The sequence below is a fragment of the Microcoleus sp. AR_TQ3_B6 genome (assembly GCF_036702785.1).
Classification (GTDB): domain Bacteria; phylum Cyanobacteriota; class Cyanobacteriia; order Cyanobacteriales; family Microcoleaceae; genus Microcoleus.
On record NZ_JAUBVJ010000001.1, the window covers coordinates 229,976 to 249,941 of the forward strand.

Below are 19,966 nucleotides of genomic sequence, written 5' to 3' on the forward strand. Positions count from 1 at the left end.
GGGGGCGATCGCGCGGGAGTCAGAAACCGGGTTTCTTCCCAAAATCGGGCGTGAGGATGCTTAAATTATCGCAGAAACCCGGTTTCTTGGATTTGGGGGCGATCGCGTGGGGGATCAGAAACCCGGTTTTTGACCCGGCTTGGACAGGTAATTTCATGATGCGAAAAAGTTGCGATCGCTGACTGCGCAACAGGCTAGCTGTAAGGGTGGAATTTGCTACTTATCGACAGTTTCCGGCGATGCAATAGACTCAGTTAGTTGGTGGGGTGGTGAGTTTAAGTAGGGGTGTTTAAAATATACCCCTACTCAAGGTTAAACTTAGGTTTTCCACGAGGGGGAAACTGTTCATCAGCGTTCAGCCTTGCCATCGCTATACGTCTTCCTCCATCGCAGCTTCAAGTGCCCCCAAAGCGATCGCAATTTTTTCAGGATGGGCATCGGCGTCACTCAAAACGTTGACTAAATCGGCAGCGTTGAGCTCAGGAGAGGCTTCTAGGAGTTCTGCTTACAATATAAAACCAATAATAAAATTAATGACCGCAACTGACTACACTAAACTTCATCACTTCCTGACTCGGAAAGATTGGAAAGATGCCGACATTGAAACCAGACAACTAATGCTGCAAATTGCCGGGGCAGATTCCAGACAAGATCGCCTACTCACAGCCAACGACATTCAAAATTTTCCATGTTCCGAGTTAAACAAAATCGATCGACTCTGGGTTAAAGCGAGTCGTGGACGTTTCGGATTTAGTGCGGTATCAAATCTCTATCAAGCAGTGGATGAGGATTATTTTGTCCTGGCAGATCGAGTGGGTTGGCGTAGTGAAAAAGATTGGATCGATTACAATAAAATTAATTTTACTATTGATGCTCCTGTTGGGCATTTACCGATAACTTGGCTGGTCCCTACTTCATTTTGGATGTACTGGAATGCTCGCTTTGCTAGTGCTGGATGGAGGTTAATTCTCAAGCGAATACCTGAATGTAACTTGTAAAATTTGCTCCTAGTCTATGCTTTCCAGTTCCGATCGACATCAATTATAAATTCTTCGGAATGGTATTAACTACAGCATTTTTGGGCGCTTCCGTATTACGATCTCTGGGCGGTGACTTGACAAATCCTGTTTGTGAATATTTGTTAGCTAAATTGGGGGATTAACCACGAAAACTCTAATTTTCAAGATTATAAAACTAATTAAGCTTTAAGAGTCCATACCTGTAATCGTGATAGTTTGCCGATCGCCTAATTAAACAGAAACAACCCCGGATCGACGTGGAAAAACCTTCCCAAAGCCTCAGCTTGTTGCTTGGTGATTTCTAGCCGAGCGTTAATTACCTCAACTACAGCCTCGCGCGAACCCATAATTTCTAATAAATCGGTTGCGTCTAGACTCCGAGCATCCATCAAATGCAGCAGCCTTGACTGTGGTGTTGAGGCATTAATTTGATAGTGCTTGTCTTCAAAATCCTCAATCAGTTTTACCAGCAGTTGTAGCAGCGCTTCTTCTTCGGAATTCAGATTTTTAGTAGAGATTAATTCTTCTACTATCTCCAGAAAAAACTCGTTTTCTTCTTCGGTTTTGATAATCCGAGGCTGATACTTAGAGAGCAATTTGCTGTAAATATATCTATCAAAAGTAATCGTCATTTTTCCAGTTGTTTTTATTATACTCGGCGTGAGTTAAAACGTATTTTATATATCGAATTCAAGTTTTTTTAAACAGCAAAATACTTTCATAATTTTGTAAATCTAGAAATAGGTCTATTTGCAAAGTTCCTATTTGTTCAAATCCCTGTTTTTGGTGAAACATGAGTGAACGATTATTAGCTATTGGGTGGGTAACAACAAACAGCGAAATGAATGAATTTGGAAAAACCTTATAAATTTCTTCATACATAAATCGAGCAACACCTCTACCCATGCAATCTAACTTTGTTGCTACTACTTGGAGATAAAAATGCCGATCGCTTGTGACTCTTTTCTTAAAAGCCTCATCTTTCCAGATAATTTTATTCAACATTTCATCAGATATTTTGGGTTGTGATATAGCCACAAACCCCAGAATTTCCCCATCGGTTGTAGCTGCAACAAAATATCTGCCTGAATTATTTAAGCTTTTGACAATCTCATCTTCAGTAATTTTTGTTAGCAAAAAGCCGCGCTCGATCGACCTATTTTGACCGCGGGCATTAGAATTGTGAATATTGACGATCGCCTGTATGTCCTCTCGATCGGCTTCTCTAAAAATTAGATCTTCCATTGCCAGCATAGTGTGTAGGAACTCGGACAAGGGGCTTTAAGCCCCTTGTTTCATCGGTAAGGTGCGCACTGCGCACCCCACAGAAACCCTAGCTGCCGCCAATCCGGGCGACATCGCGAGCGTTTTCTTCAAACGCAGCCGTCAGCGCATCATCACCGCTTAAACCCGATGCGATCGCCCTTTCAATAGCCTGCAACACCCGCTTGTAATCCCTCGGCATCACCTTCACAAAAAGCGGCACCATCTCATCCCACGCAGCCAGAACCTTCGATGCCTTCGCACTTCCAGTCAAATCGACGTGAGTTTGAATTAACTCCCGCAAATCGCTAATTTCCTCAACATCCTCCAATTTTTCCAAATCCACCATCGACATATTGCAGCGAGTAGCAAAATCTCCCGCTTCATCCAAAATGTAAGCAACACCGCCACTCATACCCGCTGCAAAATTGCGCCCGGTTTTGCCCAAAACCACAACTTTGCCGCCAGTCATGTACTCGCAACCGTGATCGCCCACACCTTCAACTACTGCATTAACGCCGGAGTTGCGCACCGCAAAACGTTCCCCCGCAATCCCTCGGATGAAAACCTCGCCGGCTGTCGCGCCGTAAAGCACTACGTTACCGACAATCACGTTTTCTTCCGCAACAAAGGTAGAAGCTGCCGACGGATACAAGATAATTTTGCCGCCGCTGAGCCCCTTGCCCAAATAGTCGTTAGCTTCGCCTTCGAGCTCCAGGGTGACTCCCTTGGGCACGAATGCGCCAAAGCTTTGCCCAGCGCTGCCTTGGAAGTGCAGGTGCACCGTGTCATCCGGCAAACCTTCCCAGTGGCGTTTGGTGATTTCGTTGCCGAGAATTGTGCCGACAACCCGGTTGACATTGGTAATCGGCAGTTTTGCCTGTACCTTTTCGCCGTTTTCGATCGCACCTTTGCACAAATCCAACAACACAGTCATATCCAGGGACTTTTCCAAACCGTGATCCTGCGCCATCTGACAGTAGCGCCCCACCTCCGGCCCAACTTCCGGCTGATAAAGGATTTTCGAGAAATCCAAACCCTTAGCCTTCCAGTGTTCCACAGCTTGTTTCGCTTCCAAAACATCAGTCCGCCCCACCATTTCATTCAGCGTGCGGAAGCCCAACTGCGCCATAATTTCCCGGACTTCCTGCGCGACGAAGGTCATAAAGTTTACCGTGTGATCGGGGTCGCCGGTAAAGTTTTTCCGCAGCAGCGGGTCTTGGGTCGCCACGCCCACCGGGCAAGTGTTCTGGTGGCAAACGCGCATCATGATACAGCCCAACGTCACCAGCGGCGCCGTCGCAAAACCGAATTCCTCAGCACCGAGCAAAGCAGCAATTGCTACATCGCGGCCGGTTTTCATTTGACCGTCAGTTTCTACCACAATCCGGCTGCGGAGATTGTTGAGTACCAAAGTCTGGTGAGTTTCCGCCAGTCCCAATTCCCAAGGTAAACCCGCGTGTTTGATCGAAGTTTGCGGCGAAGCGCCGGTTCCGCCGTCGTAGCCGGAAATCAACACGACATCGGCGTGGGCTTTGGCAACCCCGGCCGCGATCGTCCCGACTCCAACTTCCGACACGAGTTTGACGCTAATCCGCGCTTCCCGGTTGGAATTTTTCAAGTCGTGAATCAATTCGGCCAAATCTTCGATCGAATAAATGTCGTGGTGAGGAGGAGGCGAAATCAATCCCACACCCGGAGTCGAGTTCCGCACCTTGGCAATCCACGGGTATACTTTTTTACCGGGCAACTGTCCGCCTTCACCGGGTTTCGCCCCTTGCGCCATCTTGATTTGCAGTTCCCGCGCTTGGGAAAGGTACAAGCTGGTAACGCCGAAACGCCCGGAAGCAACTTGTTTGATCGCGCTGTTTTTCGAGTCGCCCCGATCGTTCGTCCAAGTGTAGCGTTCCGTGTCTTCCCCGCCTTCACCGGTGTTCGATTTGCCACCAATGCGGTTCATCGCGATCGCCAGAGATTCGTGGGCTTCTTTAGAAATCGAACCGTAACTCATCGCCCCAGTTTTAAAGCGTTTGAGAATCGATTCGATCGGTTCAACTTCCTCAATCGGTATCGATTCCCGCTGCTTGAATTGCAGCAAACCGCGCAGGGTAAAATGCTGTTGGTTTTGTTCGTTAACGAGCCCAGAATACTGTTTGAAAAGTGTATAACTGCCCTCGCGCACCGCTTTTTGCAGGGCGTGAATTGTCTGCGGGCTGAACAAGTGCGCCTCGCCTTCTTTCCGCCACTGATATTCGCCGCCGACATCGAGAGTATGTCCGCTGGACGGGCGGTCTGGGAATGCGTGAGTATGGCGCAAAATAGCTTCTTGGGCGATGACTTCGAGGTCTACGCCTTCAATCCGCGAGGCTGTCCAAGCAAAGTATTTATCGACTACGGATTTGTTCAAGCCGATCGCCTCAAAAATCTGCGCGCCGCGATAGCTTTGAATTGTGGAAATCCCAATTTTCGAGGCAACTTTCGTCACACCTTTAGTTGCCGCTTTGACGTAGTTTTTGCAAGCTGTTTTGTACTCGACATTTAGCAGCAATCCTTCGCGGATCGAATCGGCGATCGTCTCAAAGGCCAAATACGGATTAATCGCGCCGCAACCGTATCCAATAAGTGTCGCAAAGTGATGCACTTCCCTCGGTTCGCCGGATTCGAGCACCAGTCCCGCCCGCGTGCGCGTACCTTTACGGATCAAGTGGTGGTGCAGGCCCGCAACTGCCAGCAGCGCCGGAATTGGGGCTTTGTCTGGACCGATGCCCCGATCGCTCAAAATGATGATATTTACCCCGGAGGCGATCGCGCTGTCTGCTCCTGCAAAAACGTCTTCTAAGGCTTGTTCCAGACCTTTTACCCCGCTTTTGGGGTCAAACAAAATCGGCAGTGTAATCGACCGGAAATTGCCCTCACTTACGTGTTTGAGCTTAGCTAATTCTTCATTGCTGAGAATGGGCGTTTTCAGTTCGATCAAATGACAGCTTTCCGGTTCTGGTTTGAGCAAATTGCGTTCAGCGCCGATCGTAGTTTCGGCAGAAGTTACAATTTCTTCGCGGATAGAATCAATTGGCGGATTGGTAACTTGAGCAAACAACTGCTGGAAGTATTCGTAAAGCAGTTTTGGGCGGTTGGAAAGCACCGCCAGCGGCGTATCCGCACCCATCGCGCCGACAGCTTCCACGCCATCTTTCGCCATCGGCGCTAACAGCAGCCGCAGTTCTTCAAAGGTGTAGCCAAAGGCCATTTGGCGCTGGATCAATGTTTCGGGATCGGATTCTGGCAAGGCCGGCGCATCTTTCAGTTTGGCGATTTCGACCATGTGCTGGTCTATCCACTCGCGGTACGGGTGTTCTGTGGCGATTTTGGTCTTAATTTCTTCGTCAGAGACGATGCGGCCTTCCTCGGTATTTACCAGGAACATCCGCCCCGGTTGCAAGCGGCCGTTGGATGCAATTCGTTCTGGGGCGATCGGCAAAACTCCCGCTTCCGATGCCATAATAACCAAGTCGTCCTTGGTAACGCAGTAGCGGGAAGGGCGCAAACCGTTGCGATCGAGCACGGCCCCGATCGAAGTACCGTCGGTAAAGGCGATCGAAGCTGGGCCGTCCCAAGGTTCCATCAAGCAAGAATGGTATTCGTAGAAAGCCTTTTTCTCGTCACTCATCGACTCGTGGGCTGTCCAAGGTTCCGGAATCATCATCATGACAGCGTGCGGCAAAGAACGCCCAGCCAAAGTCAGCAATTCCAAAGCATTGTCAAAAATCGTCGAGTCGCTACCTTCAATATTGATTAAATTCGGGATTTTCTTCAAATCGTCTCCGAACAACTCCGACTCGAACAGCGATTGCCGCGCGTGCATCCAGTTAATGTTGCCGCGCATCGTGTTGATTTCGCCGTTGTGGGCGATGTAGCGGTAAGGGTGCGATCGTTCCCATGAAGGAAAAGTATTCGTGCTGAAGCGCGAGTGAACTAGGGCTAGAGCGCTTTCCATGTCCGGGTCGTGCAAGTCCGGATAGTAATCGCCGACTTGCACCGGCATTAACATACCCTTGTAGACGATCGTCCGGCAGGAAAGTGTGGAATTATACCAGTATGGGTCTACATTCGTCCTCCGGATGGCATTGTGAGCGCGTTTGCGGATGACGTAGAGTTTCCGCTCAAAAGCCGCCTCGTCCATACCTGCGGCGCGCCGCAGGAACACTTGCTGCATGAAGGGTTCGCTAGATTTGGCAGTGTCGCCGAGGGACGAGTTGTTCGTGGGCACATCGCGCCAGCCCAGCACTTCGTGACCTTCTTCTGCCGCGATTTCCTCAAAAATGCGTTGGCCGTTTTCCCGTTCAGTTCGATTTGGCGACGAGTAAATCGCGCCCACACCGTACTCGCCGGCTTCTGGAAGTTCGATGTTGAGGGCCGCCGTTACTTTCTTGAGAAACTTGTGCGGCACCTGCATCAAAATGCCCGCCCCGTCTCCGGTGTTGGGTTCGCAGCCGCAGGCGCCCCGGTGGTCGAGGTTCAGCAGGATTGTCAGTGCCTGCTCGACAATTTCGTGGGATTTGTTACCCTTCATGTGTACAATAAATCCGACTCCGCAAGCATCGTGCTCGAACTGCGGATCGTACAGGCCTTGCTTTTGTGGCTGTCCGTTGTTGTTCATTTTGATGTGTCTCTCAAAGTGGTGAAAAGATTTCGCTCTAGAGTAGAGGATGGGATGCCGATCGCTCTTGTATCATGTATTATATGTGGATCTACTCAATTGGGTAGATGTACGCAAAAATCAAAGTTTATTCGATCCGAGTAAAAAAATAGTTACAGGTGACATCCTCCACCAGCATTTGGCCTTCTGATTGCTCGAGGAACATTTCTGAAAAATTGCCACAAGTCGATGGACTCAAAGCCTGGTTAGATAGCTTTGGGCCGCTTTCTCCCACCCCGGTTGCAGAATAGAAAAAACTCTAGAACGTTCGGTTCGTATCATGTCCGATCGATTAACCATAATATCCCGGTCGGGGCGGGTTTTTGAGATGGGAGATTGTTCGCAGGTATTGTTGGCTCAAGGGCCCCTACAAAAATCGCCGTCGCTCGACCGGATATGATATCACTTATCACTCCCACGGGCGTCCGGGAAATACCTTGACTCCGCGCGAAACCAGCATCGCTGTCGGGGGCAAAACGAAAGCGAGAACACCTAGAAGTCATCGGACATCGAGATGCGATCGACTACATTGAAACGCTAATGCGATCGCAGAAGCACAGCACCATGGTTCTGGAATTCATCCGCTCCTCGATCTTATTGTAGATGCGGCCCGATACTCGCCGATCGAAACCTGGCAAATCCTAGCAACCGCCAGCGATAGCCACGGTGAAGGGCTGCCTTTCTATCAAGAGAGGCTAGCAGTTTTGCAGCAGCAGTCTCAAGAGCTGGATTAAAATTCACCTTTAATCCATCTTCAACAACCAGCGGCCTTTCTATGAAGATTTGATGTAAATTTGGCGATCGAGCCAATACCGGGTGACAACAGCTATGTTGGTTTTGGTATGGTTGTTAAGGCAACTCGATCGGGCAGAGCAAAACTCTTGCAAAACTATACAGTCCGCTAACCAGTCCGCGCGATCGGACTTAGGTTTTAAGGATAAATTAGTTAATATCACAATCCAACGTCGTTTACCAAAGGATTCGCAAGGAATCCTCAAGGAGTGGAAATCATGGTTCAGATTCAAGATATTTCTCAAGTATCTACTCTGCACGCATCTGCAGCACCCAACGGAATAGCCGCTACAGAATTGCGGCCTTGGGGTTCATTTACGACTCTCGAAGAAGGCCCCGGATATAAAATTAAGCGGATCGAAGTTAAGTCCGGACACCGCCTCAGCCTGCAAATGCACCACCACCGCAGCGAACACTGGATCGTAGTTTCTGGTACTGCAAAAGTTACTTGCGGCGACACAGAACAAGTTCTGTTTACAAATCAGTCTACCTACGTTCCTCAGTGCATTTCTCACCGGCTGGAAAATCCGGGAGTTATCCCCCTGATTTTAATTGAAGTGCAGAATGGCGAATATCTCGGAGAAGATGATATTGTTCGCTTTCAAGACGATTATGCCCGTACAGAAAAGGCAAAGTAACTTACTCAAATTAACGTGCGCGGCCCGGCGCACCCTACATTCTCAGTAAGGTGCCCTTGATTCTGCGGGTAAGGTGCGCGCCTGCGTAGCGCACCCTACATTCCAATTACAAATTACAAATTACAAATAATGATTCATCTGAGCAAAACAGCAGCGATAGAAGTAATGCGCCTCAAGTCGAAGTATCCGAACCCCAATGCTTTATTTCGTCTGGGCGTGGAATCGAGCGGCTGCTCGGGTTTGTCTTATACAATGGCTTTTGACGATGCGCCAGCCCCAGAAGACGCTGTATGCGAGTCGGAGGGAATTTCCGTTGCGATCGACCCCCAGCACTTAAAATATCTCAACGAGCTCACTTTGGATTATTCAGAAGACTTGATGGGCGGAGGTTTCCGATTTCACAATCCCAATGCCACCCAAAGTTGTAGCTGCGGCAACTCCTTTTCTGCTAAGGAATAATCAAACTTTAGGGTGCGTCAGCTCCGTATAATTCTGCTAATTGTGAATATGCTAGCGACTGAGGCACCTTACAAATTAAGGAATAATCAATATAAGGACAGTCAAAGACTTAGAAAAAGTCCAAAAAACCTTCAAAGAAGCCGGTCAAGGCTACCAAGTTGAACTAGAAAGCGGGAAGATTATCATTGTGGGGCCGTCAGATATTGTATCGAGCGAAATAGGTGTAATTTTCAGTTAGCTGCTCGCCAATTGGTTTTATCTCCGCCGTTTGCGTCGAGTTTTTGACTCCAAAGGCGGCTTTATTTTACCTGATGCTAACCTCACAGCACCTGATGTTTCTTTTGTCCGACCCGCACGTCTCCGGCAAATTCCCCGTTATTTCGGAGAATTAGTCCCAGACTTGGTAGTAGAAATTAAATCACAGAGCGAGAACATTAAACCGCTAGAAAAAAAGATTAAGAATTTTATAGAACTCGGAGCGCAAGTAGGAATTTTGATTGACCCGGATGAAGAAACTGTTACAGTTTATCGTCAGGAAGGTGAGCGTGTGGTGGGAAATCAGGATATTTTGACAGTACCAGAACTTTTTTCTGGTTGGGAATTGCCCATTGCGGAACTCTGGCTACCAATTTTTACAGAAGCAGAAACTCAAGCATAATATTGCGCTTTAATAGAAAAAATACCTGGTTTGACTGTAAGTTTCGGCGAATAGAATTCGCTTCTTGTCAAACAAAGTCCGCCTGGCCGGACTGAATAAAAAGTGCGGGGCAAAATACGCCTTTGCTAATAGTTAACGTTCCTCTGGGATTGCAGTACGGACTGAATCCCGGAAATATAGTAAATACCATCGACTGCTGGATTGCAAGTGCTCACGGGCAATAGTTTGATACTTGCAGGTGGCGATGTGAGATTGGACAGCAGAAAAATCCTGCGTAAAAAAGCTTTCTGTTGTGACCACCATAAAATGCTTTACTCACATCAAATCGGGCAGCTACTTTCCCAATAGATGTATCACGTTGTTCATAAACTTTAACTATTTTTTCACTCGTCTCAATCGAATAAGGTTTCATTTTTTTGCCCTGATATCCTAAAAGTAGTGTGCCAAATTTATATGGAATATGCTGTATGACTTACACTTTATAACTTAGTGATTTCAGCCGTCCAACTCACGTTGTCACCGCACTAGGCTTTTGAAGGGGTTGTCACCCCGTCAGGACTGCCCCTCAAAGGACAGGTAGTCAGAAACCAATATTAGAAAGGCGTTGAGAGTTTGGGGAGATGTCTGATGACAAAATGTTCAAAAACCCCACCGCAAAATAATTTTTATTCCGCAAATAGCAATATTTATTATCCAACCTAGAAGTGTCAATAAAAGGCGACTCCCAAAATCAAGAGGGTTAGACTTAGACTTCTTTGAACCAATTTGAGCTTTGGTTTTGCGTTGCCATGTTAGGAAAATATCTTGAAAAATCACAATACCTTTAAGTACCAGTTCTTTTAGCTCGGATTTGGGAATATGATGATCTAAAGTTTCTAAACCGATTTTATAATGTTTATTAAAAAAGTGTTCTTTCTTTTTTAATGACATAGATTTGAGGGATTTTTTAGCAACTTGTTGAACAACAAGTGCAGTGATGGCTGAATCGAAACTAGAGTCGATCCGATTGAATTTAGGAACAGGTATCGAATCTTCAGGCTTTTCATTAGGAACAGGCACCGGATTTTCAGACTTCTGTGGTAGCTTTTTTTGTTGTTTTCCGTTTAATTGCTCCTCAATAGAAACTTCCATAGTGGGAATTAAATCTTGGTCAAGAATAAGAAGATGTCCAACAGAAACTAGGGACTCTATAAAATCTGTTAAGTCCTCTTTTTTTAGGGGCTGTTCGTCACTACTACGCTTGTATAACGATGGAAACAATTTTTTTAATTTTTTCTTTAATTCATCTTTTTTTTCCATCAAATATACCTTGTCCTTCTCTGATTTTAAGCTGCGTTTGCGATCGAAATCAGAAAATAATGCTTCCTCAAGCAAACAGTCTAAATAATGGGCTCGATCGATATTCTTTTTCTTTGCCTCTCTTTCTAAGAATTTTGGAAAATTTTTAATTTTTTCCTCAGTCACTAAAGCTTCAACAATGCGATTAAGTCCATCCAAACGTCCCCAAAGTAAATCGTTGGCACGCCAAGATTTCTTGAGAAAACCGCCAAATGCGTACAAACTATCCCCGGCGAGTTTTTGTTTTAGTCGTTCGCCATCATTAAATTTACTAGATAAACCCAATCTTGCATCTTCAGGACTGATTCTAAAAGTCTCAATTAGCTGTTTTTCTGGTATACCTGCTAAATAATCTAAAGGGTAGAGAACTGTATCAAGTTTTTCAAATTCTTGAAAATAATTTAACAACTTTTCTTTAATATAATTATAATGCTCGATTTCTCCAGTGCCGCTACTTAGTAGTTCTTGTTTGGTTTCCTCTACTAGCTTATTAAGTATAGATTTTTCGGCTAACTCTCGCAATTCACCAAGTTGTTTCTCTTCAGAAAATTGAAAAAAATTCTTTAAAGAAGATAGTGATTTTATTTGCTGAATTTTTTCGGTTAAATCTTTGTTTATTTTCTTAACAGAAAATTCTTTTATTTCTGACTTTGATAGTGATTCTTCATTGAGAACTTGCCCGTGCAACCATAACATAGCTCTATAGAATTTCTCAGTAAATTGCTTAGTGGAATTATTTGATTCATCTAATAATTCACAAAAATATTCCTCTATTTTTTTATGAAGAAATAATTTGTCTAGATTAACTTTGAGGGCTTCAATAAGCTTTCTATAATGATTTAACTTACTAATTAGAGATTTTAAATTGCTCAATATCTCATCGCTTATAGAACTTTTATCAATCTCCTGCTTTTTCTTATTCTTGAGCCATTCACAAAGATAGTCTTCATCAAGCAACCTGTACACGTATTCACTAATAAAAAAGTACCTTCTTAAGGCATAGTCAACATCGAGGTGACAGATGTCTTTCTCAAGCCGCTTAAGAAGCTTCAACCGTTCGGAGCTAGCTTGTGGAGCAGTGAATGGTTCGGCAAGTAACTTTGCAGCTTTCTCGAATTTTTCAATTCGATTTTCTTTTTTTTCATTTTCATTTTCTTTTGGTTTACTCGCTTTTACCAAACCTTCTGATTTTAAAAATATTAAAGGCAGAATTTTATTTTCAAGACTAATGAGGCGTGTCCGTAGATAAACATTTCTCTGTTGATCGTAAAAATCGTTATTTTCTCTATCCTTTTCTTCTATATCTAAAAGAGTCTCAAGATCGGTCAGCAAAAATTTGTAGCGACGAACTTTCTCGTTGTGTTCATTGATTAACTCTAAATCCTTATTGATACTTTCATATCTCGGCAGGGCAATTAGAGAATCTTTTACAACCCGAACAATACCAGGTTTTAACATATCCTCGTACTCAGGGTTGCCTTTAAAAAGGTCTGGACTTGGATCGACATAAAATAGCTTGCGGTAAACTCGACGCTCTGCTGTTCGGCGATAAATTTCTTTGATTGTGTAGCTAAATGGGCGATTGTCTAATACGCCGCCATCAACAAAGTGAAGGCGATATCCTTCGCCAGGATCGTCCTCTATGTCACTGAGTTTCTTGCCTTTCTTATTCTGTTGTTTTAATGAGAAGGAATTATCGAGTTTTGGCGGCGTTTCAGGCACAATTCGATTGTTTAAATTTCCCCATTCATTTAATTTTTTATCAGGGTCTTTGTCATCTAAAGGCTTATCTAAAGGGTCAAGCTTGACTGTCACAGGGGGGAAAGCGACTGGAAAACAAGAGGTAATTTGACACAATTTGGCAAGTGCTTCACAGGTAACATCATCAGGATTGAAAGGGTTATCCGCATAATCACGATATTTTAGATGAAAAATGGCGTGGTGATCTTTAAGCTCAATTACACGATTTGTATTGTCAAATACTTGATTAATTTTACCCAAACTATCAGTGCCTGTAATAAATAAATCGAGTTCTTTTAGTTGGGAAACCCAATCATCTTTAGGCGCGTTTTCTTTTAAATCTATTTTCCGATCGAGGAGAGCTTTTTTGATTTCTTTTTTATAGTAGCCTACTCCATTAAAAAAAGAAGATAGGTCAAAATCCGAATAGTCCTCTTGTTTGAAAAGGAGTTCTTTAATATCTGCACTGTCTTTCCAAACCTCGGCGAATTCCTCAAATTTAATCCATTTTTTCCCTTGGCTGTTGGCTAGAGCATAACTTAACAAAACTCCATTAATCCCTCCGGCTGAAGTTCCAGAAATAATGTCCACTATGATGTCAGCATCGGTAAGAGCTTTGATCAGTTTATAGATTCCTCGACCTCTGACAGCGTTATAGAACTCTTGGCAACATCCATTCATGTAGATTGCCAAGGCGACGCCTCCATATACAACTAATCCAAGACGATGTTCGCGAGAGAATTCAGGGTGAGGGAGCCTAGAAGAAGACATAGTATTTTTTAAATTAATTTAAGAGTAGATAGGTTTCAGATTGGGCAGGTTTTACACCCTTTGGATCGCAGATGCAAAGATGACTCAAATATAAAAAATGGCGCCCAGAAATGGGGATTTTGTCACAATTTTTTACATAATTGCCGAGCTTCCTCCTTTAGTTCATCTCCTTGAATAGTGGAGCGCGATCGCGTCGAACTCACGTTCTCGACGCTTATAGGTGATGAGTTTAGTATGCTGGTAGCGGCTAAGTGTAAAAGAGCCACAGCTCAAGCCGGAAAATTTGGCAATATTACCTTGCCAACTGGGAATTTGCAACTGCGCCACAAGAGTCAAATTACTACTAATGCCAATAGCACTGCTACTGGTGGCAATATTAATATCGAAGCTGGGGCTGTAGCTGAAGAAAGAAAATAGCGACATCCGAGGCCGGGGTGGAAATATTGTAATTAATACCAAAGGTATTTTTCGATCGACTGACCGCGATATCGACGCCTGTTCAGAATTAGGAATTGACGGCCATGTCGAACTCAGAACTCCCGATATTGACCCTGTAAAAGGATTCAATCAGCCAGAAATCCCCGGAGTTCCACCGCCGGCGCAAGGCTGTCAAACTAGCGGTCGCCAGCGGTTTGTCATCACCGGGCGCGGCGGTTTGCCGCCGAGTCCCAGGGAGCGAGTTAGCAGCAGCGGCGAGGATAATTTTAATGCCGCCCTCGCCGCCGGTTGAGGCTCAAGGCTGGATAATTAATGCTAAAGGCGAGGTGGAATTGGTAGCAAATTCGGCGCTAGTTGTGCCTTACAGCCCTGGGGGAGCGCCTATTTGCAATTAAGAGTGCGATACTTCAAGTTGGGGTCTCCCCGCCACAACTTGAAGTATCGAACTCTTTAGTTTTCTCTTGAACTCGTTTGTAGGCCATTGCTAACAAAAGCCGCCGCTGACATGGCTATTAGCCCAACGCCAAGCACCAAGTTGGGCCCTAAACCACACTGGGGACAGATAACGATTGGACCAAAGCCGAGGTCAACCATCGACGATAAACCCACAAACCCCAAGGTCGCCCACGCCAACTGTCCGATAAGATTGGTTCCCATATTGCCTCCTAATAAATAAGCTCTGAGTTTCGTGATTTTTCTCTGTTCTTAACCGCATTCTAAGCAAGGCTCTGCCCCATCCACCAGTCGCATCTTTGAGTGTCACTCATTTGAGGGACAGAAAGAATCGCGCGTCACTTCCCCTGCGGTAATTCCCGCCCGTTGCCCCTGGCGGACCGCTCCGGACACTCCCATTCGTTAAAAGCTGGTTTGTAGTGAGAACTTCAGTCCTCGCCCACAACTTATTAAGTCCTGTAAAAGCTTAATCGACTATCAACACAATCAAGCTGGTGTACCGAAAATTGTCCACTGCATTAACTGCTGCCACTCGGGAGATTGAGCTAATAAATCTGCATCCAATTCATTTCCTGCATCCTGCGAAAATTCGGCGAAACATTCCACCCAATTAATTACTGTTTCCACAGGCATATAAGGCGTATAATTCCAAGAACGCTGCAAAAACTCTACCATCTCAACAGTATGACCGGTGCGGTGCAAATACCAAGCAATCCAAACTAAGGTACTGTACTTGATTTGCTTTTCCAACAAACGTATTTTATCCGGCAATTCGGGGCGGGAAAAAAAATTGTCCATGACTGCGGCGAGGGATTTAGCCTGGGGTAAACCTTTGTACATGGCGCTTTGTTCGTGCTGGCGGTAGCAAACTGTTACTTGCTGCAGCCACTCTGCTTCGCATCCCATTAAGGCTAAACGCAGCACTAAATCTGTATCTTCCGCGGGTGGAAATCGAGGATCGAAGCCGCCGGCGCGCTCTAACCAATGGCGGCGAAATACCATCGCGCTCGGTAATACTGGCTTCCACCGCAGCCACATTTCTAAGTCTAATTTAGGGACGTTTTGCCAGGGCTTGACATCTTTTAGCGGTTCGCCTATACTATTAACTAGACGCCAGCCGCTGTGGACTATTCCTAGATGTGGTCGCGCTGCAAATACAGCAAGTTGTGCTGCTATTTTGTCGGGCAAAAAGTAGTCATCAGCATCAAGAAAGGCGATGAATTCTCCTCGGGCTAGTTCGATCCCGCAATTTCTGGCAATCGAAACTCCTTGATTTTGTTGGTAAATGTAGCGAATTCGATCGTTATATTTCTCTAAAACTAATCTGGTGTGGTCTCGGGAGCCGTCGTCTACTACAATAATTTCCCAGTCAGCAATTGTTTGGTGCAGCACGCTCTCTACTGCTTGGCCGACGTAATCCGCGCAGTTGTAAGCCGGAATTACCACGCTTACCTGGGGGCTTCTCTCGCTCATAATTAATATCAAGTTTGATCGATTATACCATTTTAAATTTGAGATTTTATATTTGAGATTGGCGAATGACTGATGACCAATAATTTATTGATGGTACCCGCCACGTGATTTATCCGTGGAATCAATCCCAGATCGATTTTCGAAAATCCTCAAGAAAGAGCATTTATCCGTGGGGTCAATCTAAAATCTAAAATCTAAAATCTAAAATCGATTGACCGTCGGGTTGGGAACACGGGTCTACAGTTGGATTTTTTTTTGAACTGGTATTAGAATCAATACCCGCTGGGCTGGTTTACGGAAATCCGAGCTTTGAAATCAAGAAAAACCATGCACCCGCCCCTACAAAATGTATTGGTAAAATTTGGTTGCGTCTTTGTTGGACAATACTTATCGGGTGCCCCGGAGGCTGACGCACGCGATAAGCGAGGCTTTTTGAGCATAATTTGGGCTCAAGAATTTGCCAAGGTAAGCTGTTGTGAATTCAGTAAATCATGGGAGCGAATTGCCGCAGGCTGACCCTCGCCTTTTACCTTCACATACTTGTCAGCTATTTCCAAAACCTGTTCGGCATTGACCGGCTTGCTCAAAAAATCGGTAGCACCTGTAAATTTCGCTCGCGTGCGGTCAATTATACTGTCTTGACTGGTCAAAAACACGATCGGAGTTTCCCGAAAAGCCGGTGTCTGCCGCAAAAAATGGCACAAAGCAAAGCCGCTTGTCTTCGGCATCAAGACTTCCATAAAAATTAAAGCAGGCTTGTGTTTGGCGATCGTGCCGACTCCCTGCATGGGGTCTTGAATTTTTAGGACTCGATACCCTTGGGGCGATAAAGTTTGATCTAAAAATTCGCATACTGCCGGACTGTCATCGATACAGGCAATCAAAGGGCGACCCGGCCCAGCGCTTACTGAGGCAAGGCGCCACTGTTCTATAGGCGACGGCAAGTCTGGTACTGTTCGGAAATTTACTAAACCCTGTTTCATGTAATTAACTAAAGCGCGAGTTGCGATTGTCACGCACTGCTTTTTCTTATCTGCAATATCCCAAAGAGTATTCTCGCCGTTAAATACGTTAGCCAAAGCGATCAAAGAATTAGAACTAAATCGATTTTCCTGCAACTGGGCCGACGCTTTTAAAAGCGGTGCTTGTTCTGGATCTACCAGCCACAAACCCATTTCTTTCCACTTCTGCCAAATTTGTTCTGTAGAACACAGCATTTTCTCTACTTCCGTCACCGACAGCAGCAAAGAAGAGGTAACTGTAGAAAAATATTTGTGGGACGGACGCCACTCCCGGCGCAAACCCGATTGACCGATCAGAGCAAATAACACTTCAGAAACGCTGCTGTGGACGATCGCCTTAGCTTGTTCTAGACTCATTTCGCTGGCTGCTAGGCCTCGCTGAAGCAGTTGATATTCCCACAGTTCTGCAGCATCGAGGTCTCTGAGATCCACTTGAAAGTTTCGACAGTGTTGCCCGATCGCCCTATACCACCGCCTCGATCTGTGCGCTCCTCCTGTGGCATAAACCAAACTACCCTGAAAAAAGTAAAGTTGCCACTGTTGTTCCCCTTGTTCTAACACCAATTTCCCGGTTGCTTGTTTCTTACCCAGCACTGCCACAGTATGAGACAACATTTTGTATCCGATTGCGCTAGCAGACATATCAACACACATCCCCTGTACTCTCTTTGTACTATTATAGCTGCTGAGTTGGCGAATAAAACAGTAATATTACTGAATTTGGGTCAATAAAAACAACTAATTATACGCATTTAACCCCCTCAGGGAGTGATTCCCCTCGGGAGTTTTAGCCCGCTCGGATGCAAGGCCTCTGTGCACTATTAATTAATAACTAAAATACTACTTCTAACTAATAACTAACTGGGCTGGCTATCTTTGGGAGGTACTGGATCGTAACCCCCAGGATGAAAAGGATGACAGCGCAAAATCCGCTTAACTGCCATGGACCCGCCGCGGCCGGCCCCAAATCTTTCTATTGCTTCGATCGCGTATTGCGAACAAGTGGGTTGAAATCTACAGGCGTTAGGCAGGTAAGGAGAAATACCGATTTTGTAGCCTCGGATTAATCCGATCAGCAATATTTTCATAATTTTTACCTCAGCGCTGGATTAGATTAATCGCAAAATCTTGTCCGGTACCTATTTTCGGTGTTGCCTCGAAGATAGCTAAAATACAATTTGAGGAGATAAGATGGTACTTGTCTCTGAGTTCGCTACTTGACCGATACCTAAAAATTTACCATCTCGATCGTAAACCTGCAAGAGATAGGGAGCTTGGGGTATTGGGTTGCTACTTTCCTCCTGCGATCCGATCGGCATTTCGGGAATCGGGAGGCGCTGTCCTTGAAACCAGCGTTTGGTATATTCAGGGGAAAGGACGATCGCCCCTAAATGCCCCAAAACGGCCGATGGCAAAATCGGGCAGAATTTATCCTCCTGCAATTGCCGTTCTAATTTTTCAAAACTGAGACTTTGGTCGATCGAGAAACCGCTACTTTCGGTGCGAGTCAAACAAGCCAAAGTACCGCCTGCATTCAACACAGCGCCCAAATCCCGCGCGATCGCCCGAATGTAAGTACCCGCCCCGCAGGCGATCGACAAATCCAATTCCGGAAAATCCCCCGATCGCCAATCCAAGATTTCCAGCCGAAAAACCTCAACATTTCTAGCAGCCACGGACACAGTTTCGCCTTTTCTAGCTAACTCATAAAGGCGTTTTCCTCCTACCTGAACAGCACTAAAACTCGGCGGGAATTGCTCGATTTTTCCTAGGAATTTAGGCAGTGCAGCTTGCACTTTTTCCAAACTCAACTCCGGCACCGGTCGAGAATGGATAATTTCTCCTTCTAAATCGTCAGTAGCAGTAGTTAAGCCAAACCGAATCGTGCCTCGGTAAGCTTTATTGTGTTGGAGATATTGCAGCAGTCTTGTTGCTTTGCCCAGGGCGATCGGTAAAACGCCAGTCACAGCAGGATCGAGGGTTCCTCCGTGTCCGACTCGCTTGAGTTTCAATAGCCGGCGCACTCGCCCCACGCAGTCGTGAGATGTCATGCCCGCAGGTTTGTTGAGATTGAGAAAACCGTCAGTAGTCATTAGGAATCGGGAATTGGGAATTGGGCATCGGGCATCGGCCAAATAGGGCATCGGGCATCGGGAAGAATGCAACGGGCCATGTATGGGATTTAACTCATACAAGGAAGCAGGAAAAAGGAAGATGAAAAGTTTTGAGATTGCTTTATTTGGTAACGCTAAAAATAACGTTACTCACAACGCGATAGGGGTTTTAAGTTAAAAAGTTCAACATTAAAAACTTAAAACTAAAAAGTACCCGCCAGGCAAATTATCAATTATCAATTCCCAATTCCCAATTACCCATTACCAATTAAAAAATAAAGTCCGCCTGACTGATAGAAGTGCGGGCAACTCCGAATAAAGTAGCGAGAGTTTCCTTGGTGTCTGTAAGCTGAATAATTGTACTCGGCGAAGTTCCGGTTCCAGCGGAAATGGTGAGTTCGCCAAAGGTAAGGCCGGCACTCAAGCGAATTCGATCGATACCATCAGTAAAGTCTGTAATCACATCACCATCTGCCAAACGCCCGATCGCAAAAGTATCATTTCCCTCGCCGCCAGTTAAAATATCTCGGCCGCGATCGCCCGATAAACAGTCATCGCCGATGCCACCAAACAGCGAGTCATCGCCGGCACCCCCAAAAAACGTGTCATTACCCGCGCCGCCCAACAAAGTATCGGTGTCTTGGTTGCCAAACAGCAAATCATTACCCTCCTCGCCCAGCATTGAGTCAGAACCTTTGCCACCGTAGGAAGTATCGTCGCCGGCACCGCCCAAAACGCTGTCGCCGCCGGCACCGCCGAACAGTACGTCATTGCCAGCGTCGCCCAGCAGTGAGTCATCGCCGTCGCCGCCGTAGAGGGAATCGTTTGCCCCTAAGCCGAAAATGCTGTCAGGGCCATCCAAACCAAATATCAAGTCAGCGCCCGCATTACCCCTGAGGGTATCAGGGCCGCTGGTGCCGCGAGTGCCGCCTGGTGTCCCTCCGGGACTGGTACCGCCGGTGGAGGTGGGGGTTGGGGTTGTGACGGGAATTGGTCGAATTGGCACTGCTGATGGCATGATCCTGAAGATGGGTAGAAATTTGCAATTCTAACTTAGCTTAAAAGCGGAAGTTATCAGAACAATTGGGTTTA

18 protein-coding genes and 1 pseudogene are annotated in these 19,966 nt (G+C 45.9%); 7 read left to right on the forward strand and 12 right to left on the reverse strand.

What is annotated here, in order from left to right; all coding sequences use genetic code 11:
- A partial coding sequence (locus QUB56_RS01045; protein ID WP_332952394.1) for a hypothetical protein occupies window positions 1-182 on the forward strand: 182 nt, incomplete at its 5' end.
- A 351-nt stretch (window positions 183-533) separates the two neighbouring features.
- The gene (locus QUB56_RS01050) at window positions 534-998 is read left to right on the forward strand and encodes a GUN4 domain-containing protein (protein WP_332952395.1); all 465 of its coding nucleotides are present in this window, start codon (window positions 534-536) and stop codon (window positions 996-998) included.
- A gap of 248 nt (window positions 999-1,246) precedes the next feature.
- Here the strand turns inward: QUB56_RS01050 and QUB56_RS01055 are convergent, their stop codons facing one another.
- The 4 genes from QUB56_RS01055 to QUB56_RS01070 form a co-directional block, all read right to left on the reverse strand.
- Window positions 1,247-1,651 (reverse strand): transcriptional regulator, encoded by a 405-nt coding sequence (locus tag QUB56_RS01055; protein WP_332952398.1) that lies wholly within the window; start codon window positions 1,649-1,651, stop codon window positions 1,247-1,249.
- Between the two features lie 58 nt (window positions 1,652-1,709).
- Window positions 1,710-2,264, reverse strand: a complete 555-nt coding sequence (locus QUB56_RS01060; protein ID WP_332952400.1) for a GNAT family N-acetyltransferase — start codon at window positions 2,262-2,264, stop codon at window positions 1,710-1,712.
- A gap of 88 nt (window positions 2,265-2,352) precedes the next feature.
- Window positions 2,353-6,939 (reverse strand): glutamate synthase large subunit, encoded by a 4,587-nt coding sequence (gene gltB, locus QUB56_RS01065; RefSeq protein ID WP_332952402.1) that lies wholly within the window; start codon window positions 6,937-6,939, stop codon window positions 2,353-2,355.
- Window positions 6,940-7,572: 633 nt separating this feature from the next.
- Complete coding sequence (locus QUB56_RS01070) at window positions 7,573-7,719, reverse strand: hypothetical protein (protein WP_332952403.1); 147 nt, start codon at window positions 7,717-7,719, stop codon at window positions 7,573-7,575.
- 269 nt (window positions 7,720-7,988) lie between these two features.
- On the opposite strand from QUB56_RS01070, the gene QUB56_RS01075 reads away from it, so the two are divergent.
- The 3 genes and pseudogenes from QUB56_RS01075 to QUB56_RS01085 all read left to right on the forward strand — a co-directional run bounded on the left by QUB56_RS01075 (window position 7,989) and on the right by QUB56_RS01085 (window position 9,525).
- Window positions 7,989-8,408: a phosphomannose isomerase type II C-terminal cupin domain gene (locus tag QUB56_RS01075; RefSeq protein WP_332952404.1), complete on the forward strand. Its 420-nt coding sequence runs from the start codon at window positions 7,989-7,991 to the stop codon at window positions 8,406-8,408.
- A 129-nt stretch (window positions 8,409-8,537) separates the two neighbouring features.
- A complete protein-coding gene (locus tag QUB56_RS01080) occupies window positions 8,538-8,867 on the forward strand; it encodes an iron-sulfur cluster assembly accessory protein (protein WP_332952405.1) in 330 nt (109 codons plus the stop codon).
- 85 nt (window positions 8,868-8,952) lie between these two features.
- A pseudogene (locus QUB56_RS01085) lies at window positions 8,953-9,525 on the forward strand (Uma2 family endonuclease).
- Between the two features lie 211 nt (window positions 9,526-9,736).
- On the opposite strand, the gene QUB56_RS01090 reads toward QUB56_RS01085, so the two are convergent.
- Together QUB56_RS01090 and QUB56_RS01095 are read right to left on the reverse strand one after the other, a co-directional pair.
- Window positions 9,737-9,937 carry a hypothetical protein gene (locus tag QUB56_RS01090; protein WP_332952406.1) on the reverse strand — a complete coding sequence of 67 codons (201 nt, stop codon included), beginning with the start codon at window positions 9,935-9,937 and terminating at the stop codon, window positions 9,737-9,739.
- Between the two features lie 227 nt (window positions 9,938-10,164).
- Window positions 10,165-13,374, reverse strand: a complete 3,210-nt coding sequence (locus QUB56_RS01095; protein WP_332952408.1) for a patatin-like protein — start codon at window positions 13,372-13,374, stop codon at window positions 10,165-10,167.
- Between the two features lie 177 nt (window positions 13,375-13,551).
- Here QUB56_RS01095 and QUB56_RS01100 point away from each other — a divergent pair, with 177 nt between their 5' ends.
- On the forward strand, window positions 13,552-13,791 hold the full coding sequence (locus QUB56_RS01100) for a hypothetical protein (protein ID WP_332952409.1): 240 nt from the start codon (window positions 13,552-13,554) through the stop codon (window positions 13,789-13,791).
- Window positions 13,792-14,006: 215 nt separating this feature from the next.
- Window positions 14,007-14,207, forward strand: a complete 201-nt coding sequence (locus tag QUB56_RS01105; RefSeq protein WP_332952411.1) for a hypothetical protein — start codon at window positions 14,007-14,009, stop codon at window positions 14,205-14,207.
- A 55-nt stretch (window positions 14,208-14,262) separates the two neighbouring features.
- Here the strand turns inward: QUB56_RS01105 and QUB56_RS01110 are convergent, their stop codons facing one another.
- The 6 genes from QUB56_RS01110 to QUB56_RS01135 all read right to left on the reverse strand — a co-directional run bounded on the left by QUB56_RS01110 (window position 14,263) and on the right by QUB56_RS01135 (window position 19,892).
- The gene (locus tag QUB56_RS01110) at window positions 14,263-14,469 is read right to left on the reverse strand and encodes a hypothetical protein (protein WP_332952413.1); all 207 of its coding nucleotides are present in this window, start codon (window positions 14,467-14,469) and stop codon (window positions 14,263-14,265) included.
- A 282-nt stretch (window positions 14,470-14,751) separates the two neighbouring features.
- Window positions 14,752-15,738 (reverse strand): glycosyltransferase, encoded by a 987-nt coding sequence (locus QUB56_RS01115; protein ID WP_332952415.1) that lies wholly within the window; start codon window positions 15,736-15,738, stop codon window positions 14,752-14,754.
- 449 nt (window positions 15,739-16,187) lie between these two features.
- Window positions 16,188-17,402 carry a response regulator gene (locus tag QUB56_RS01120; RefSeq protein WP_332952416.1) on the reverse strand — a complete coding sequence of 405 codons (1,215 nt, stop codon included), beginning with the start codon at window positions 17,400-17,402 and terminating at the stop codon, window positions 16,188-16,190.
- Between the two features lie 215 nt (window positions 17,403-17,617).
- Window positions 17,618-17,848, reverse strand: a complete 231-nt coding sequence (gene yidD / locus QUB56_RS01125) for a membrane protein insertion efficiency factor YidD (protein ID WP_332952417.1) — start codon at window positions 17,846-17,848, stop codon at window positions 17,618-17,620.
- A gap of 78 nt (window positions 17,849-17,926) precedes the next feature.
- Window positions 17,927-18,853, reverse strand: a complete 927-nt coding sequence (gene truB, locus QUB56_RS01130) for a tRNA pseudouridine(55) synthase TruB (RefSeq protein ID WP_332952418.1) — start codon at window positions 18,851-18,853, stop codon at window positions 17,927-17,929.
- A gap of 289 nt (window positions 18,854-19,142) precedes the next feature.
- Window positions 19,143-19,892 carry a calcium-binding protein gene (locus tag QUB56_RS01135; protein ID WP_332952419.1) on the reverse strand — a complete coding sequence of 250 codons (750 nt, stop codon included), beginning with the start codon at window positions 19,890-19,892 and terminating at the stop codon, window positions 19,143-19,145.
- Between the last annotated feature and the right edge of the window lie 74 nt (window positions 19,893-19,966).

Excerpts from the sequence above, each read along its gene's own strand:
- truB (WP_332952418.1), bottom strand. The coding sequence starts at position 18,853 with ATGACTACTGACGGTTTTCTCAATCTCAACAAACCTGCGGGCATGACA.
- QUB56_RS01060 (WP_332952400.1), bottom strand. The coding sequence starts at position 2,264 with ATGGAAGATCTAATTTTTAGAGAAGCCGATCGAGAGGACATACAGGCG.
- QUB56_RS01055 (WP_332952398.1), bottom strand. The coding sequence starts at position 1,651 with ATGACGATTACTTTTGATAGATATATTTACAGCAAATTGCTCTCTAAG.
- QUB56_RS01110 (WP_332952413.1), bottom strand. The coding sequence starts at position 14,469 with ATGGGAACCAATCTTATCGGACAGTTGGCGTGGGCGACCTTGGGGTTT.
- QUB56_RS01090 (WP_332952406.1), bottom strand. The coding sequence starts at position 9,937 with ATGAAACCTTATTCGATTGAGACGAGTGAAAAAATAGTTAAAGTTTAT.
- yidD (WP_332952417.1), bottom strand. The coding sequence starts at position 17,848 with ATGAAAATATTGCTGATCGGATTAATCCGAGGCTACAAAATCGGTATT.
- QUB56_RS01080 (WP_332952405.1), top strand. The coding sequence starts at position 8,538 with ATGATTCATCTGAGCAAAACAGCAGCGATAGAAGTAATGCGCCTCAAG.
- QUB56_RS01115 (WP_332952415.1), bottom strand. The coding sequence starts at position 15,738 with ATGAGCGAGAGAAGCCCCCAGGTAAGCGTGGTAATTCCGGCTTACAAC.
- QUB56_RS01050 (WP_332952395.1), top strand. The coding sequence starts at position 534 with ATGACCGCAACTGACTACACTAAACTTCATCACTTCCTGACTCGGAAA.
- QUB56_RS01095 (WP_332952408.1), bottom strand. The coding sequence starts at position 13,374 with ATGTCTTCTTCTAGGCTCCCTCACCCTGAATTCTCTCGCGAACATCGT.
- QUB56_RS01135 (WP_332952419.1), bottom strand. The coding sequence starts at position 19,892 with ATGCCATCAGCAGTGCCAATTCGACCAATTCCCGTCACAACCCCAACC.
- gltB (WP_332952402.1), bottom strand. The coding sequence starts at position 6,939 with ATGAACAACAACGGACAGCCACAAAAGCAAGGCCTGTACGATCCGCAG.
- QUB56_RS01120 (WP_332952416.1), bottom strand. The coding sequence starts at position 17,402 with ATGTCTGCTAGCGCAATCGGATACAAAATGTTGTCTCATACTGTGGCA.
- QUB56_RS01075 (WP_332952404.1), top strand. The coding sequence starts at position 7,989 with ATGGTTCAGATTCAAGATATTTCTCAAGTATCTACTCTGCACGCATCT.